At 69.5% G+C, this 15,589-nt stretch carries 7 protein-coding genes, 1 tRNA gene and 1 rRNA gene; 7 read left to right on the forward strand and 2 right to left on the reverse strand.

What is annotated here, in order from left to right; all coding sequences use genetic code 11:
• The 3 genes from rrf to AB0C46_RS18400 all read left to right on the forward strand — a co-directional run.
• Positions 1-92: ribosomal RNA gene (gene rrf, locus AB0C46_RS18390) — 5S ribosomal RNA — on the forward strand; the annotation flags it as partial.
• Positions 93-206: 114 nt separating this feature from the next.
• Complete coding sequence (locus AB0C46_RS18395) at positions 207-884, forward strand: DegT/DnrJ/EryC1/StrS family aminotransferase (protein WP_362828836.1); 678 nt, start codon at positions 207-209, stop codon at positions 882-884.
• Positions 885-946: 62 nt separating this feature from the next.
• Positions 947-1,022 (forward strand) — tRNA-Thr (locus AB0C46_RS18400).
• 68 nt (positions 1,023-1,090) lie between these two features.
• On the opposite strand, the gene AB0C46_RS18405 is transcribed toward AB0C46_RS18400, so the two are convergent.
• Together AB0C46_RS18405 and AB0C46_RS18410 are read right to left on the reverse strand one after the other, a co-directional pair.
• The gene (locus AB0C46_RS18405; protein ID WP_362828837.1) at positions 1,091-2,137 is read right to left on the reverse strand and encodes a YncE family protein; all 1,047 of its coding nucleotides are present in this window, start codon (positions 2,135-2,137) and stop codon (positions 1,091-1,093) included.
• Between the two features lie 144 nt (positions 2,138-2,281).
• Entirely contained in the window at positions 2,282-4,924 is a 2,643-nt protein-coding gene (locus AB0C46_RS18410) for a SpoIIE family protein phosphatase (protein WP_362828838.1), read from the reverse strand.
• A 288-nt stretch (positions 4,925-5,212) separates the two neighbouring features.
• Here AB0C46_RS18410 and AB0C46_RS18415 point away from each other — a divergent pair, with 288 nt between their 5' ends.
• The 4 genes from AB0C46_RS18415 to AB0C46_RS18430 all read left to right on the forward strand — a co-directional run bounded on the left by AB0C46_RS18415 (position 5,213) and on the right by AB0C46_RS18430 (position 15,525).
• Positions 5,213-10,717 carry a HAMP domain-containing protein gene (locus AB0C46_RS18415; protein ID WP_362828839.1) on the forward strand — a complete coding sequence of 1,835 codons (5,505 nt, stop codon included), beginning with the start codon at positions 5,213-5,215 and terminating at the stop codon, positions 10,715-10,717.
• A gap of 255 nt (positions 10,718-10,972) precedes the next feature.
• The gene (locus AB0C46_RS18420) at positions 10,973-11,632 is read left to right on the forward strand and encodes a response regulator (RefSeq protein WP_362828840.1); all 660 of its coding nucleotides are present in this window, start codon (positions 10,973-10,975) and stop codon (positions 11,630-11,632) included.
• Between the two features lie 93 nt (positions 11,633-11,725).
• Positions 11,726-14,488, forward strand: coding sequence for a DNA translocase FtsK (locus tag AB0C46_RS18425; RefSeq protein ID WP_362828841.1), 2,763 nt, complete (start codon positions 11,726-11,728; stop codon positions 14,486-14,488).
• 224 nt (positions 14,489-14,712) lie between these two features.
• A complete protein-coding gene (locus AB0C46_RS18430) occupies positions 14,713-15,525 on the forward strand; it encodes a helix-turn-helix domain-containing protein (protein ID WP_362828842.1) in 813 nt (270 codons plus the stop codon).
• Positions 15,526-15,589: the final 64 nt, after the last annotated feature.

Here is a 15,589-nt window from a genome sequence, read left to right on the forward strand (position 1 = left end):
CGCCCGGTTACATTCCGAACCCGGAAGCTAAGCCTTTCAGCGCCGATGGTACTGCAGGGGGGACCCTGTGGGAGAGTAGGACGCCGCCGAACAATTTTTCAGCTCCGGTCCCTGAACCTTTGGTTCAGGGACCGGAGCTTTTTTGTTCTGCCCCCCGGGTGGTGGGCGTCACTCGACGTTCATCTCAGCTGACCAGGATCCGTTTCATGCGGACAGTAGGAACGCTCAAGTCGGCCGGTGTGCGTGCGGGTGATGAGGTCGTGGTGCCGGCGTATGGAAGCGCCGAAGTGGCCCGGGCCGTGGTGGAGTTGGGCGCGGTCCCGGTGTTCGCCGATGTGGACGGCGACAATTATTGCCTCGATCCGGCCGCCGTGGCGGACGTGGTGACCAGTCAGACCGCCGCTGTCGTGGCGGTCAACCGCTTCGGGCGGCGGGCGGACGCCGGCTGGATCCGCGAAGTGGGGCAGCGGCACGGCCTGCTGGTGCTGGTGGAGGACGAGCCCGGGGCGGACCCGGAGGGCGCGGACCTGCGGCGGGCGCATGCGGCGTATCTGGACGGCAGGCTCAACGGGGTCCGCACGCCGACGCCGGCGGCGGGGCACACCTACGAGCAGTACGTGGTGCGGGTGCCGGGCAACGGGCGGCCGGACCGGGACGCGTTCGCGCGGACGTTGCGGGCCAAGGGTGTGGCGTGCAGGGTGCCCGTGCTGGCGCCGGTGTACCGGATGCCGGGGCTGCGGCGGGATGTGTTTCTGCCGCAGACCGAGCGGGCCGTGGACGAGACGCTGGCGCTGCCCGTGCATGCGGGGATGTCGCGGCGGGAGCTGCACAAGATGGTCGGTGCGTGCAACGCGCTGGGCGGATTGCTGCAGCCGGCCTTTTAGCGAGTGGTGCCCGGCGGTTCGAACCTGTCGCCGAGTTGGGGTAATATCTATTCCGCTGCCGCGCCCCAATAGCTCAGTCGGCAGAGCGTCTCCATGGTAAGGAGAAGGTCTACGGTTCGATTCCGTATTGGGGCTCCAGAGGAGAAAGGCCCCCGCCAAGTGGCGGGGGCCTTTGTCGTATGCGGACGCGGTAGCCGCGGTACGCGTCAGCCTTGCGGGGATTCGATATAGGCCAGGCCGTGCGCGCCGGGGATGTCGGTGCGGTCGACTTCCAGGGTGGCGAGCGGGCTGAGGGTGGTGAGGTCGACGACGGTCACGGTGCTGGAGACATTTCCGGAGACATAGCCGAGGCGGCCGTCGGGGGAGGAGGTGATGGTGAGGGGGAGCCGGCCGACCTCGACCTCACCGATGGGGGTGAGCGTATCGGCGTGGAAGACGGTCAGGGCTCCGGGGAGTTGGGCGCCGAGCGGTCCGCCGGGTGTGGTGTCCGGGCGCAGTTCGCCGGCGAGGAGCAGGCCGGTCGAGGTCGCGTGCACCGGTATCACCTGTCCCTTGGTGGGGAGGGTGCGGATGACTTCGTGGGTGGCGGTGTCGATGACGCGGATACCCGTCGGTGCCGAGGACGGGGCGGCGAAGTCGGCCTTGGGAGCCGCCACGTAGGCATGACGGCCGTCGGGGGCGATGGTGAGGCCCTCGCTGCCGGGGACGGGGATGCGGCCGGTGCACTCCCCGCGGTCGAGGTCGACGACGGAGACGAACGGGGCCTCCTTGTTGGTGGCGTAGCCGTACCGTCCGTCGGGGGTGAGGGCGAACCAGTGCGGGCCGGGGGCCATGGTGGAGATGCGGCCGAGGCGGGCGTGGGTGCGGGTGTCGATGACCAGGACGCCGCCGGGCTCGGTGTCGGTGGCCTCGACGCTGACGTACAGGCGGCCGCGGGCGCGGTCGAGGGCCAGGCCGTGCGGGGCGTGGTCGGGGGTGGTGTCGAGGGTGTCGACGATGGTGCGGGTGTCGACGTCGATGACGGTGATCCGGTGGGCCCGGCCTTCGTGGGCGTGGTAGAAGCCGGAGCGGTAGGTGCTGGCGCAGTACAGCAGCCGGTGGTCCGGGTCGAAGCAGAGTTCGTGGGGCTGCGGCGGGAGTTGCAGCACCTGGAGGCGTTCGTGGGTGGCGGCGTCGAAGAAGGTGACGGTCGGACCGGTCTGGCTGACGACGGCCAGCAGATCGCCGGGCGAGCCGGCGGGTGTGGAAGTCATGGTCCGTATCGTGGGCGGCCGTTGGGGATGACTCCAGTGCAGGGCGGGCAAGGGTGCCCTGCACCGTACGCAAGGGTGCAGGTGGGGGGAGGAGGAGCGGCCGGTGGGCTGTGATCCGGTTCACACGGGCCGCTGCCCCCCTGGTCAGCCTGCCTGGAACTCAGGGACGCGCATGGCGAGGATGGCCATGTCGTCGGAGGCGGGTTCGGCGGCGAAGCGTTCCACGGCGCGCAGTACGCGGGTGGCGACGGCGCCGGCGGTCAGCCCCGTACAGGTCGTCAGGACGTCGGTGAGGCCGTCGTCGCCGAGCATGCGGGTGCCCTCGCGGCGTTCGGTGACGCCGTCGGTCACGCACAGCAGGACGTCGCCGGGGTCGAGGGTGACGGTCTGTTCGTAGAGCTCCAGGTCGTCCATGACGCCGAGGAGCGGCTGGGGTTCGGCGGCCGGTTCGACCGTGCCGTCCTGGCGCAGCCGGAGCGGGAGGGGATGGCCCGCGCAGACGACCTTGAGGACGGCGCTGCCGTCGTCCTGTGGCCACAGTTCGCCGTACAGGAGCGTCAGGAAGCGGCTGCGGGCGCCCTCGTCGAGGATGGCGGCGTTCAGGCGCTCCAGGACGGCGGGGCCGCCGAAGCCCTCGCGGGCGAGCAGGCGCAGCGCGTGCCGGGCCAGGCCGGTGACGGCGGCGGCTTCCGGGCCCGTACCGCAGACATCGCCGATGGCGAAGCCGTAGACGCCGTCACGGATCGGGAAGATGTCGTAGAAGTCGCCGCCGACCTCGTTGCCCTCGCCGGCCGCGCGGTAGATGACCTCGACCTCCACACCGGGGATCTCGGGCTGCTCAGGGGGCAGCAGACTGCGCTGGAGGGACTGGCTGATGGCCGTCCGCTCGGAGTAGAGGCGGGCGTTGTCGAGGGCGAGCGCGGCCCGGCGGGAGAGGTCCTCGGCGAGTTCCAGGATCTCCTGGCGGAAGTGTTCCTCGGTGGGCTTGCCCAGGGTGAGCATGCCGATGACACGGTTGCGGGCGACGAGGGGGAGCACGACGGTCTCACCGCCGACGGCGGAGGCGGTGGCGAGCGTGGCGCCCGGACCGGTGGAGGGGCGGGCGGAGTTGCCCAGGCCCAGGCTGCGCATCGAGGTGCGCAGCGCGGCGTCGTGGGCGGCGTCGCTGGGGGCGGTCCACACACGGGCGCCGGGGGTGGGCACCGGCTCGGGCGGATCGACCTTCATCAGAAGGGTCTTGAGGCCGTCGATCCGGTCCTCGTCCTCGTGCAGGACATACGAGAGTTCGGGTTCGGAGGTCTGGTCGGCGACGGTGTAGACGGCGCACCACGTGGCGAGGGTGGGGACCGTCATCTGCGCCATCAGGGCCAGGGTCTGGTCGCGGTCGAGGGTGCCGGCCAGCAGGTCGGAGGCCTCGACGAGGAAGGAGAGGGAGCCGCGGCGCAGCTTCTCCAGCTCGGTCAGGCGGGCGCGTTCGACGGCGAGGGCGATGCGGTCGGCGGCGAACTGGAGCCGTAGCGCTTCCTCGTTCGTGTAGCGGCCGGCGCCCTCCGCGGCGACGCCGAGGGAGCCGGTCAGCCGGCCCTCGACCTTCAGCGGGACGGTGACGACCGAGCGCATGCCCGTGCCGCTGAGGAGGGGGACGGCGCCGGGGACGGCGGTGAGGTCCTCGTGGACGGCGGGCATCCGGGCGGAGCCGTAGCGTCCGGATCCGGCCTCGACGGGGACGCGGGCGAACCGCTGCCGGGCGGAGGGCAGGCCCGTGGAGGCGCGGACCTCCAGCTCGGTCTCGTCGTCGGTGGCCAGGAGGAGGTAGGCGGCATCGCCGTCGAGCATGTCGCGGGCGCGTTCGACGGTGCGCTGGAGCAGGCCGTCGAGGTCGTCCGGGGCCGGGGAGCCGATGAAGACCTCGAACGGGTCGGAGGGGCGTCCCTCCGACTGGGCGGTCTGGGAGGCGGCGTCCGGGGCGGGTGTGCGCTGGGGGCTCTGCAGGATCGCGCGTTCGTGGTCGCGCACCAGGAGGCAGACCGTGGAGGCCTCGCCGTCGGCGTCGCGGACGCGCAGGTGGGAGGCGTAGACGGGGACGACCCGGCCGTCGGCGCCCCTTATGCCGTAGGAGCCCTCCCAGCGGGACAGCTGGAGCGCCTCGACGATGCCGGTGCCGGTGCCGGGGGTGTGCGGCCAGGCGGCGAAGTCGGTGAGCGGTTTGCCGATGACCTGCTCGGGGTCGTAGGCGAAGAGGTCCTGGGCGTCCTCGTTCCAGAAACTGACGCAGCCGCCGCGGTCGATCTGGATCACGGCGACGCGGACGCGGGCGTCGGTGACCGGGAGGGCGTCGACGGGCAGCGCGGGGCCCGCGGAACGGGTGCCGGCCGGGCGCTCGGGGAGATCGAGCTGGAACCACACGTGTTTTTGTGCGGCGGTGTACTCGACGCCCCAGCGGGAGGCCAGTGCGCCGCACAGCAGCAGGCCGCGGCCGCCCTCGCGGTCGGGGTGGACGACGACCTGGACGGCGTTCTGGAGCGGAATCTCCCGTTCGGGGTAGCGGTCGGCGACGGAGATCCGTACTCCGCCGTCGTTGCGCAGACACAGCACATCGGCGGCGGTGCCGGCATGCACCACGGCGTTGGTGACCAGCTCACTCGTCAGGACGACGGCGTCGTCGACGATGTCGGCGCAGCCCCAGCCCTGGAGAGTGTCGCGGACGAATGCACGGGCAGTGGCGACCGAGCGCCCGACCGGCTCGAAGGTTGCGGCGGCCCGCGCGGTGATCACTGGTCTCCTCATGCGTGTGTCGGTGATCTGCTCCCCCATGGTCGCGGCGCCCCTCCGAATACCTGTTGTGCTCGCCCCACCGCCGGCGCTCGATGGCCGGGGCGGTGGACAGCCGTATGCCAGGTTACTTACCTTCGCCGCACCCAAGGATGCCGGTCACGTGTGTTTCCGCCCCAATCGTGCACCGGGACGGTGTGCGATGCTGCCGAACTGTTATGGCCTGGTTGAGCCATGGTGAAACACTGGGCAAGTATCAAGAGAAAGCCCGGGTAGAACGGTCGACCCTGCGGGAGGGACAACGTGGAGTCTGGCGCAGCGGCGCGGGGCGCAAGCACACGCGCGAAAGGCGGACGATCCCGGAACAACGGGACGACCGAAGTGGATACGGCTGCGCTGAATCGGCTGTTGGTCGCGTTGGTGGCCATGCGGGACGGGAACTTCCGCAAACGGCTCACGGTTTCCGGCGATGGCGTCATGTCGGAGATCGCGGCGGTCTTCAACGAGGTGGCGGACCGCAATCTGCATCTCACGGGCGAGCTGGCGCGGGTGCGCCGGGTCGTCGGCCGTGAGGGAAAGCTCACGGAACGGCTGGAGGTCGGCGCCGCCGAGGGCTCCTGGGCCGCGGCCATCGACGCCTCGAATGCGCTGGTCGACGACCTCGTACGGCCCGTCTCCGAGGTGGGACGGGTGCTGTCGGCGGTGTCCGAGGGCGACCTGGAACAGCGGATGGATCTGCGCTCGCGCAGTTCGGACAGCTCTTCGGAGCACCCCCTGAGGGGTGAATTCCTGAAGGTCGGCCGTACGGTCAACGGGCTGGTGGATCAGCTCTCCGCGTTCACCGACGAGGTCACGAGAGTGGCCAGTGAGGTCGGTACGGAGGGCAAGCTCGGCGGTCAGGCGCGGGTGCGCGGAATGTCGGGTTCGTGGAAGGACCTCACGGAATCCGTCAACACCATGGCGTCCCGTCTGACGGCGCAGGTGCGTGACATTGCTCTCGTCACCACCGCGGTGGCCAAGGGTGATCTGTCGCGCAAGGTGACCGTCCATGTCGCCGGCGAGATGCTGGAGCTGAAGAACACCGTCAACACGATGGTGGACCAGCTCTCCTCGTTCGCCTCCGAGGTGACGCGGGTCGCCCGCGAGGTCGGTACGGAGGGCGAACTCGGCGGTCAGGCGCAGGTCCCCGGCGTCGCCGGCGTGTGGAAGGACCTGACGGATTCGGTCAATCTCATGGCCGGCAACCTCACCGCGCAGGTGCGCGGGATCGCCCAGGTCACCACCGCCGTCGCGAACGGCGATCTGTCGCAGAAGGTCACGGTCAGTGCACGCGGCGAGGTCGCGCAGCTGGCCGACACGATCAACACCATGACCGAGACGCTGCGGACCTTCGCGGACGAAGTGACGCGGGTGGCGAACGAGGTCGGCGCCGAGGGCCAGCTCGGCGGTCAGGCGCAGGTGCCGGGCGCGGCCGGTACGTGGAAGGACCTCACCGATTCGGTGAACACCGCCTTCCGCAACCTGACGGCGCAGGTGCGGGACATCGCGCAGGTGACGACGGCGGTCGCCAACGGTGATCTCTCGCAGACGGTCACCGTCGATGTGGCCGGTGAAATGCTGGAGTTGAAGAACACCGTCAACACGATGGTGGGTCAGCTGTCGTCGTTCGGCGCCGAAGTGACGCGCGTGGCGCGGGAGATCGGCGTCGAGGGCGAGCTGGGCGGCCAGGCGGCGGTGCCCGGTGCCGCGGGGACGTGGAAGGACCTCACGGACTCCGTGAACACCGCCTTCCGCAACCTGACCGGGCAGGTGCGCAACATCGCGCAGGTCACGACCGCGGTGGCCAACGGTGATCTGTCGCAGAAGGTCACCGTCGATGTCTCCGGCGAGATGCTGCAGCTGAAGAACACCGTGAACACCATGGTGGATCAGCTGTCCTCGTTCGCCGACCAGGTCACCCGGATGGCCAGGGACGTGGGCACGGAGGGCCGGCTGGGCGGCCAGGCCCGGGTGGACGGCGTCAGCGGCACCTGGAAGGAACTGACCGACTCCGTCAACTTCATGGCGGGGAACCTGACTTCACAGGTGCGGCAGATCGCGCAGGTGACGACGGCGGTCGCCCGGGGCGACCTGTCGCAGAAGATCGACGTGGACGCGCGCGGCGAGATCCTGGAGCTGAAGAACACCATCAACACGATGGTGGATCAGCTCTCCGCCTTCGCCGACCAGGTCACCCGGGTCGCCCGGGAGGTCGGTACGGACGGCAGGCTGGGCGGCCAGGCACAGGTGCCGGGCGTCGCGGGTGTCTGGCGCGATCTGACCGACTCCGTGAACGGCATGGCCGGCAACCTGACGGCTCAGGTCCGGAACATCGCGCAGGTCGCCACGGCGGTCGCGCGCGGTGATCTGTCGCAGAAGATCGACGTGGACGCCCGGGGCGAGATCCTGGAGCTGAAGAACACCCTGAACACCATGGTCGACCAGCTCTCCTCGTTCGCGGAGCAGGTCACCCGGGTCGCCCGCGAGGTGGGCACCGAGGGCATCCTGGGCGGCCAGGCCGAGGTGCAGGGCGTCAGCGGTACGTGGAAGGACCTCACCCAGTCCGTCAACTTCATGGCGAACAACCTGACCTCGCAGGTGCGCAACATCGCCGAGGTGACGACCGCGGTGGCCCGCGGTGATCTCTCCAAGAAGATCACCGTCGACGCCAAGGGCGAGATCCTCGAACTGGTCACGACCGTCAACACGATGGTCGACCAGCTGTCGTCATTCGCCGAGCAGGTGACCCGGGTGGCCCGTGAAGTGGGCACCGAGGGGCAGTTGGGCGGTCAGGCGCGGGTGCCGGGTGCCACCGGTATCTGGCTGGATCTCAGCGACAACGTGAACCTGATGGCCAACAACCTGACCATCCAGGTGCGCAACATCTCCCAGGTCTCGGCGGCGGTCGCCAACGGAGACCTGACCAAGAAGGTCACAGTCGAGGCGCGCGGCGAGGTCGCGCAGCTCGCCGACACGGTCAACACGATGGTCACGACGCTGTCGTCGTTCGCCGACGAGGTCACCCGGGTGGCCCGTGAGGTGGGCACCGACGGCATCCTGGGCGGTCAGGCCCGCGTCCCCGGCGTCGCCGGTACGTGGAAGGACCTCACCGAGTCCGTGAACTCGATGGCCAACAACCTGACCGGCCAGGTCCGCAACATCGCCATGGTCACCACCGCCATTGCCAAGGGTGATCTGACCAAGAAGATCGACATCGATGCGCGGGGCGAGATCCTCGCGCTGAAGACCACCATCAACACGATGGTCGACCAGCTCTCGTCGTTCGCCGAACAGGTCACCAGGGTGGCCCGCGAGGTGGGTACGGAAGGCCAGCTCGGCGGGCAGGCGCAGGTGCGCGGTGTGGCCGGTACCTGGCGGGACCTGACCGAATCGGTGAACGAGATGGCGGGCAACCTGACCCGTCAGGTGCGGGCCATCGCCGCGGTCGCCGCGGCGGTCACCCTCGGCGATCACAACGTCCGTATCGATGTGGACGCGGCCGGCGAGATCCTGGAGCTCCAGGACAACGTCAACACCATGATCTCCACGCTCCGGGAGACCACCCTCGCCAACGAGGAACAGGACTGGCTCAAGGGCAATCTCGCCCGGATCTCCGGTCTGATGCAGGGCCGGCGCGACCTCAAGGACGTCGCCACGCTCATCATGAGCGAGCTCTCGCCCGCGGTCTCCGCCCAGCACGGCGCGTTCTTCCTCGCGGCGCAGCCCGACAGCCAGGAGATCGGCGCGGACGGCGGCGAGGCCGGCGCGTACGAGCTGCGGCTGATGGGCTCGTACGGCTACGCCATGGGCGGGATGCCGACGACCTTCCGGCCGGGCGAGACGCTGATCGGCACGGCCGCGGAGGAGGGGCGCACGATCCTGGTGGAGAACGTCCCGTCCGGCTATCTCAAGATCGCCTCCGGGCTGGGTGAGGCGCCGCCGGCGAATGTGATCGTGCTGCCGGTGCTGTTCGAGGACAAGGTGCTCGGGGTGATCGAGCTGGCGTCCTTCCAGCCGTTCACCCAGATCCAGAAGGACTTCCTCAGCCAGATCGCCGAGATGATCGCGACCAGCGTCAACACCATCTCGGTGAACACCAAGACCGAGGTGCTGCTCAAGCAGTCGCAGGAGCTGACCGAGCAGCTCAAGGAGCGGTCGGGCGAGCTGGAGAGCCGCCAGAAGGCGCTGGAGCTGTCCAACACCGAGCTGGAGGAGAAGGCCGAGCAGCTGCGCGCACAGAACCGCGACATCGAGGTGAAGAACACCGAGATCGAGGAGGCGCGGCAGGTCCTGGAGGAGCGTGCCGAGCAGCTCGCGGTCTCGATGCGCTACAAGTCGGAGTTCCTGGCGAACATGTCGCACGAGCTGCGTACGCCGCTCAACTCCCTGCTGATTCTGGCCAAATTGCTGGCCGATAATGCCGAGGGGAATCTCTCCCCGAAGCAGGTCGAATTCGCCGAAACCATCCATGGCGCCGGTTCCGACCTGCTCCAGCTGATCAACGACATTCTGGACCTGTCCAAGGTCGAGGCCGGCAAGATGGACGTCAGCCCGACGCGGATCGCGCTGGTCCAGCTCGTCGACTACGTGGAGGCGACGTTCCGGCCGCTCACCGCGGAAAAGGGACTCGACTTCTCCGTGCGGGTCTCCCCGGAGCTGCCGGCGACGCTGCACACCGACGAGCAGCGGCTGCTGCAGGTGCTGCGCAATCTGCTGTCCAACGCGGTGAAGTTCACCGACAGCGGCGCCGTCGAGCTGGTGATCCGGCCGGCCGGTGCGGATGTTCCGGTGGCGATCAGGGAGCAGCTGCTGGAGCACGGTTCCCTGCGCGACCCGGACGCGGACATGATCGCCTTCTCGGTGACCGACACCGGTATCGGCATCGCGTCCAGCAAGATGCGGGTCATCTTCGAGGCGTTCAAGCAGGCGGACGGCACGACCAGCCGCAAGTACGGCGGTACGGGCCTGGGGCTGTCCATCAGCCGGGAGATCGCCCGGCTGCTGGGCGGCGAGATCCATGCCGCGAGCGAGCCCAACCGCGGCTCCACGTTCACGCTCTACCTGCCGCACAACCCGGGCGGGCTGCCGCCGCAGGGCTACCCGCAGCTGGTGGCCGGCGGGATCGCGATGGACGCGGAGGCGCGCGAGGTGGAGGTCGGGCAGCAGGAGGCCGAGGAGCAGCTGGACCACGAGCAGGGCTCCAGTCTCAACCGGCGCCGCCGCCGGGCGATTTCCGGGACCCCGCGGCGCTTCGAGCTCTCCGGGCGGCAGCCGTCCCCGGCTCCGCAGCCGGCCCCGCAGGCGCCGCCGCAGCCGGCCCCGCAGGCACCCGCGGAGGAGCCCTGGATCGGCAACGGCCAGGATCTGGTGGACCCGGCCTTCGAGGGCGGTTTCCACGGCGAGAAGGTGCTGATCGTCGATGACGACATCCGCAATGTCTTCGCGCTCACCAGTGTCCTGGAGCAGCACGGGCTGTCGGTGCTGTACGCGGAGAACGGGCGCGAGGGCATCGAGGTGCTGGAGCAGCACGACGACATCGTCCTGGTCCTGATGGACATCATGATGCCGGAGATGGACGGCTATGCGACCACGGCGGCGATCCGCCGGATGCCGCAGTTCGCCGGACTGCCCATCATCGCGCTGACCGCGAAGGCGATGAAGGGCGACCGGGAGAAGAGCATCGACTCCGGAGCCTCCGACTACGTGACCAAGCCGGTGGATACCGATCATCTGTTGTCGGTCATGGAGCAATGGATGCGCGCGGAGTGACGGAGCGTCCAGTATGGAGGCGTAAGGGGATCATCGCGTGCTGACTCAGTGTTGCCGTGGACGTGTGGAAGCGTGGGATACGGGGAACCTTCTGGTCTCTGTCTGCGTTTCTGCTACGTGCACAGTGACATCGCGGTGACAGGGTGTGGCGACAGGCGGGGTGCAGCTACCATGACCGGCACAAGGACGGGCGGCGTGACGGAGTCGTCCCCTGGGGCGGCGTCCGGTTCCATGCCGGGGCGAGGAGGACGGGCCATGGTGCAGAAGGCCAAGATCCTCCTGGTCGATGACCGGCCGGAGAATCTGCTGGCGCTGGAGGCGATCCTCTCTGCGCTCGATCAGACACTGGTGCGGGCATCGTCCGGGGAGGAAGCGCTCAAAGCACTGCTCACGGACGATTTCGCGGTGATTCTGCTCGATGTGCAGATGCCGGGGATGGACGGGTTCGAGACCGCCGCGCACATCAAGCGGCGCGAGCGGACCCGCGACATCCCGATCATCTTCCTCACGGCCATCAACCACGGCCCGCATCACACCTTCCGCGGATACGCGGCCGGCGCGGTGGACTACATTTCCAAGCCGTTCGATCCGTGGGTGCTGCGGGCCAAGGTCTCGGTGTTCGTCGAGCTGTACATGAAGAACTGCCAACTGCGGGAGCAGGCCTCCCTGCTGAGGCTGCAGCTGGAGGGCGGGCGGCCGAGCGCCGACGAGGCGAGGGAGTCCGCGGGGCTGCTCGCCGAGCTCTCCGCGCGGCTGGCCGCGGTCGAGGAGCAGGCCGAGGCGCTGTCCAAGCAGCTGGACGAGACGGCGGACGCGGCGGCGGTGGCCACCGCGGCGCATCTGGAGCGCAAACTGACCGGACTGCGCAGGGCACTGGACGCCCTGGAGCCGGGGTCGGGAAGCGCCACGGGGTGAACTGACGCCCCTTCATGAGACGGGCGCGCGACACGTTCGGGTGAAGCGCCGTGCGCTCGTGTCATGCCTGCTTTCGCCTGTAATCTCGTCGCCATGGCCTCACGTACGTCCGGCAAGGGAACCCAGAGCACGGCGGGCCCCTCGAAGCAGCGCGCCGGACGGACCGTGGGCGCCGCCAAGAAGACCGCTGCGAAGAAATCGCCCGCCAAGCCACCGGCCAAGAAGGCGGCGGCGAAGAAGGCACCGGCCAAGAGGGCCCCCGCCAAGAAGCCCGCTCCCAAACCGGCGCCGTCACCCACCGGTGGTGTCTACCGCCTCGCCCGCGCCTGCTGGCTGGGGCTCGCGCACGGCATCGGGGCGATGTTCCGCGGTGTGGGCCGCGGCGCGAAGAACCTCGATCCGGCGCACCGCAAGGACGGGCTGGCACTGTTGTTGCTCGGGCTGGCGCTGGTGATCGCGGCGGGTACCTGGTCCAATCTCAGCGGCCCGGTGGGCGATCTCGTCGAACTGCTGGTGACCGGGGCGTTCGGCCGGCTCGATCTGGTCGTGCCGATACTGCTGGGCGGCATCGCTGTACGCCTCATCCGGCACCCTGAGAAGCCGGAGGCCAACGGCCGGATCGTCATCGGGCTGTCCGCCCTGGTCGTCGGCGTCCTCGGGCAGGTCGCGATGGCCTGCGGCTCGCCGGGCCGGGACGACGGTCTGGCCGCCATACAGGACGCCGGCGGCTATCTCGGGTGGGTCGCGTCCAAGCCGCTGATCTTCACCGTCGGACAGACCCTGGCGGTGGCGCTGCTGGCGCTGCTCACCCTCTTCGGGCTGCTGGTGGTCACCGCGACGCCGGTGAACGCCATCCCGCAGCGGCTGCGGGCGCTCGGCATCAAGCTCGGTGTGGTGCACCCCGTGGTGGCCGAGGAGGACTACGACGAAGTCGAGGACTATGCGGAGGAGTGGCGCGAGCAGCCCGCCCGCAAGCCGCGCCGCAGCGCCGCCGCACCGGCCGCGAACGATCCGGACGCGATAGAGGAAGCGGCCCTGGCCAAGCGGCGCCGGCCGCGCCGGACCTCCGCACCGCCCGCCCCGGACCGGCCGATGGACGCGGTGGATGTCGCCGCCGCGGCCGCCGCCGCGCTGGACGGCGCGGTGCTGCACGGCGTCCAGCCCTCACCGCTCGTCGCCGGCCTCAGCAGCAGCATCTCCGGGGAGCGCCGGGGCCACGACGGCGAGGACACCGCGGGGGAGAGCGGCACGGTGCCGCCGGCCCGCGGCGCGGAGCCGCCCGCGGCCGAGCGCACGCCCGCCGTGCCGGACTTCACCAAGGCCCCGCCGGAGCACTCGGGCGAGCTGCCGGCCCGCGCCGAGCAGCTCCAGCTGTCCGGCGACATCACCTACTCGCTGCCCTCGCTGGACCTGCTCTCGCGGGGCGGGCCCGGCAAGACCCGCAGTGCCGCGAACGACGCCATAGTGACCGCGCTGACCACGGTCTTCCAGGAGTTCAAGGTCGATGCCGCGGTCACCGGTTTCACCCGGGGCCCGACGGTCACCCGCTACGAGGTCGAGCTCGGCCCGGCCGTCAAGGTCGAGAAGATCACCGCGCTGGCCAAGAACATCGCCTACGCGGTGGCCAGCCCCGACGTCCGCATCATCAGCCCGATCCCCGGCAAGTCCGCGGTCGGCATCGAGATCCCCAACACCGACCGCGAGATGGTCAACCTCGGCGATGTGCTGCGGCTGGCCGACGCCGCGGGCGATGAGCATCCGATGCTGGTGGCGCTCGGCAAGGACGTCGAGGGCGGCTACGTCATGGCCAATATGACGAAGATGCCGCACGTCCTGGTGGCCGGTGCCACCGGCTCCGGCAAGTCCTCCTGCATCAACTGCCTGATCACCTCGGTCATGGTGCGGGCCACGCCGGAGGACGTCCGGATGGTGCTGGTCGACCCCAAGCGCGTCGAGCTGACCGCGTACGAGGGCATCCCGCATCTGATCACGCCGATCATCACCAACCCCAAGCGGGCCGCCGAGGCGCTGCAGTGGGTGGTGCGCGAGATGGACCTGCGCTACGACGATCTCGCGGCCTACGGCTTCCGGCACATCGACGACTTCAACGAGGCGGTGCGCAGCGGCAAGGTCAGCTCACCGGAGGGCAGCGAGCGCGAGCTGGCGCCGTACCCGTATCTGCTGGTGATCGTCGACGAGCTGGCGGACCTGATGATGGTCGCGCCGCGCGATGTGGAGGACTCGATCGTCCGCATTACCCAGCTCGCCCGCGCGGCAGGCATCCATCTGGTGCTCGCCACCCAGCGCCCGTCCGTCGATGTGGTCACCGGCCTGATCAAGGCCAATGTGCCCTCCCGGCTCGCGTTCGCCACCTCGTCGCTCGCCGACAGCCGGGTCATCCTCGACCAGCCGGGCGCCGAGAAGCTGATCGGCAAGGGCGACGGACTGTTCCTGCCGATGGGCGCCAACAAGCCGGTGCGCATGCAGGGCGCGTTCGTGACCGAGGCGGAGGTCGCGGCCGTCGTCCAGCACTGCAAGGACCAGATGGCGCCCGTCTTCCGGGACGACGTCACCGTCGGGACGGCCAAGAAGAAGGAGATCGACGAGGACATCGGCGATGACCTCGATCTGTTGTGCCAGGCCGCTGAGCTGGTGGTTTCCACCCAATTCGGGTCGACGTCGATGCTCCAGCGCAAGCTGCGGGTGGGGTTCGCCAAGGCCGGGCGGCTGATGGACCTGATGGAGTCGCGGAACATCGTCGGGCCGAGTGAGGGATCGAAGGCTCGTGACGTTCTTGTGAAGCCTGACGAACTGGACGGAGTGCTGGCGGTGATCCGGGGGGAGGCTACCGAGTAGCACAGACATCCGGGTCACCCGTACGCGAGCAGAAAGCAACCGTTTCTCCTGCTGATACGTCAAGTTGAGGGAGATGAGGGAACGATGCTTCACCATCGAGCCCCAGGGCACCGCCGACGGCGTTCCGATGGCGTACAAAGTCTGCTCTCCCGCTTGCCCGACCCTTTCGCTCCACCCCTAGACTGAGCTTCCAGCAGGTGGCTACACGCTCGAAAGGCGCCTCCGTGTCCATCGGCAACTCCCCCGAAGCAGACCGGCCTTCCGTCGGTGCTGCCCTCCAGAAGGCCCGTATCGGAGCGGGACTGACCGTCGAAGAGGTCAGTACGACGACACGGGTGCGCATTCCCCTCGTGCACGCGATCGAGCAGGACGACTTCTCCCGCTGTGGCGGCGACGTCTACGCCCGGGGGCACATCCGGGCGCTCGCCCGCGCCGTATCCCTCGACCCCCGACCTCTGATCGACCAGTTCGACGCCGAGCACGGCGGCCGGCCCGCGCCGACCCCCGCCGCGCCGCTCTTCGAGGCCGAACGGATCCGCTCCGAGCCGCGCCGCCCCAATTGGACCGCGGCGATGGTCGCGGCGATCGTCGCCGTGGTCGGCTTCGCGGGCTTCACGCTCTTCACGGGCGGCGACAAGAGCGGTGGCGGCCCGATCGCGGCCGGCGACGCCCATGCGAAGCCGGCGCCGGCGCCCACCCGCCATCCGTCCACGATCAAGCCGCCCATCAAGCCCGACCCCGAGCCCTCCGACAGCGCCGTTGCCGGGCTGCCGAAGGACAAGGTCACGATCAAGGTGACCGCCCGCGACGGCCAGAGCTGGATCTCCGCCAAGGACGCCAACGGCAAGCTCCTGGAGGACGGTCTGCTCAAGCGGGGCGAGTCCAAGACCATCACCGACAAGAAGCGGATCGACCTGGTCCTCGGTAACGCCGGAGCCGTGCAGCTGTACGTCAACGGCAAGGAGGTCAAGCGGGTCGGCGAGAAGGGCACCGTCGAGCGGCTCAGCTACACGCCTGGGGATCCCCAGGCGGGCTGAGTGCCCTTCTCAGGGGGCGTCCGCCGCCCGGCCCGGGGGTCCGGGGCCGGCGGTGGAGACCTGC

It is taken from the genome of Streptomyces sp. NPDC048637 (assembly GCF_040650675.1).
Taxonomy (GTDB): domain Bacteria; phylum Actinomycetota; class Actinomycetes; order Streptomycetales; family Streptomycetaceae; genus Streptomyces.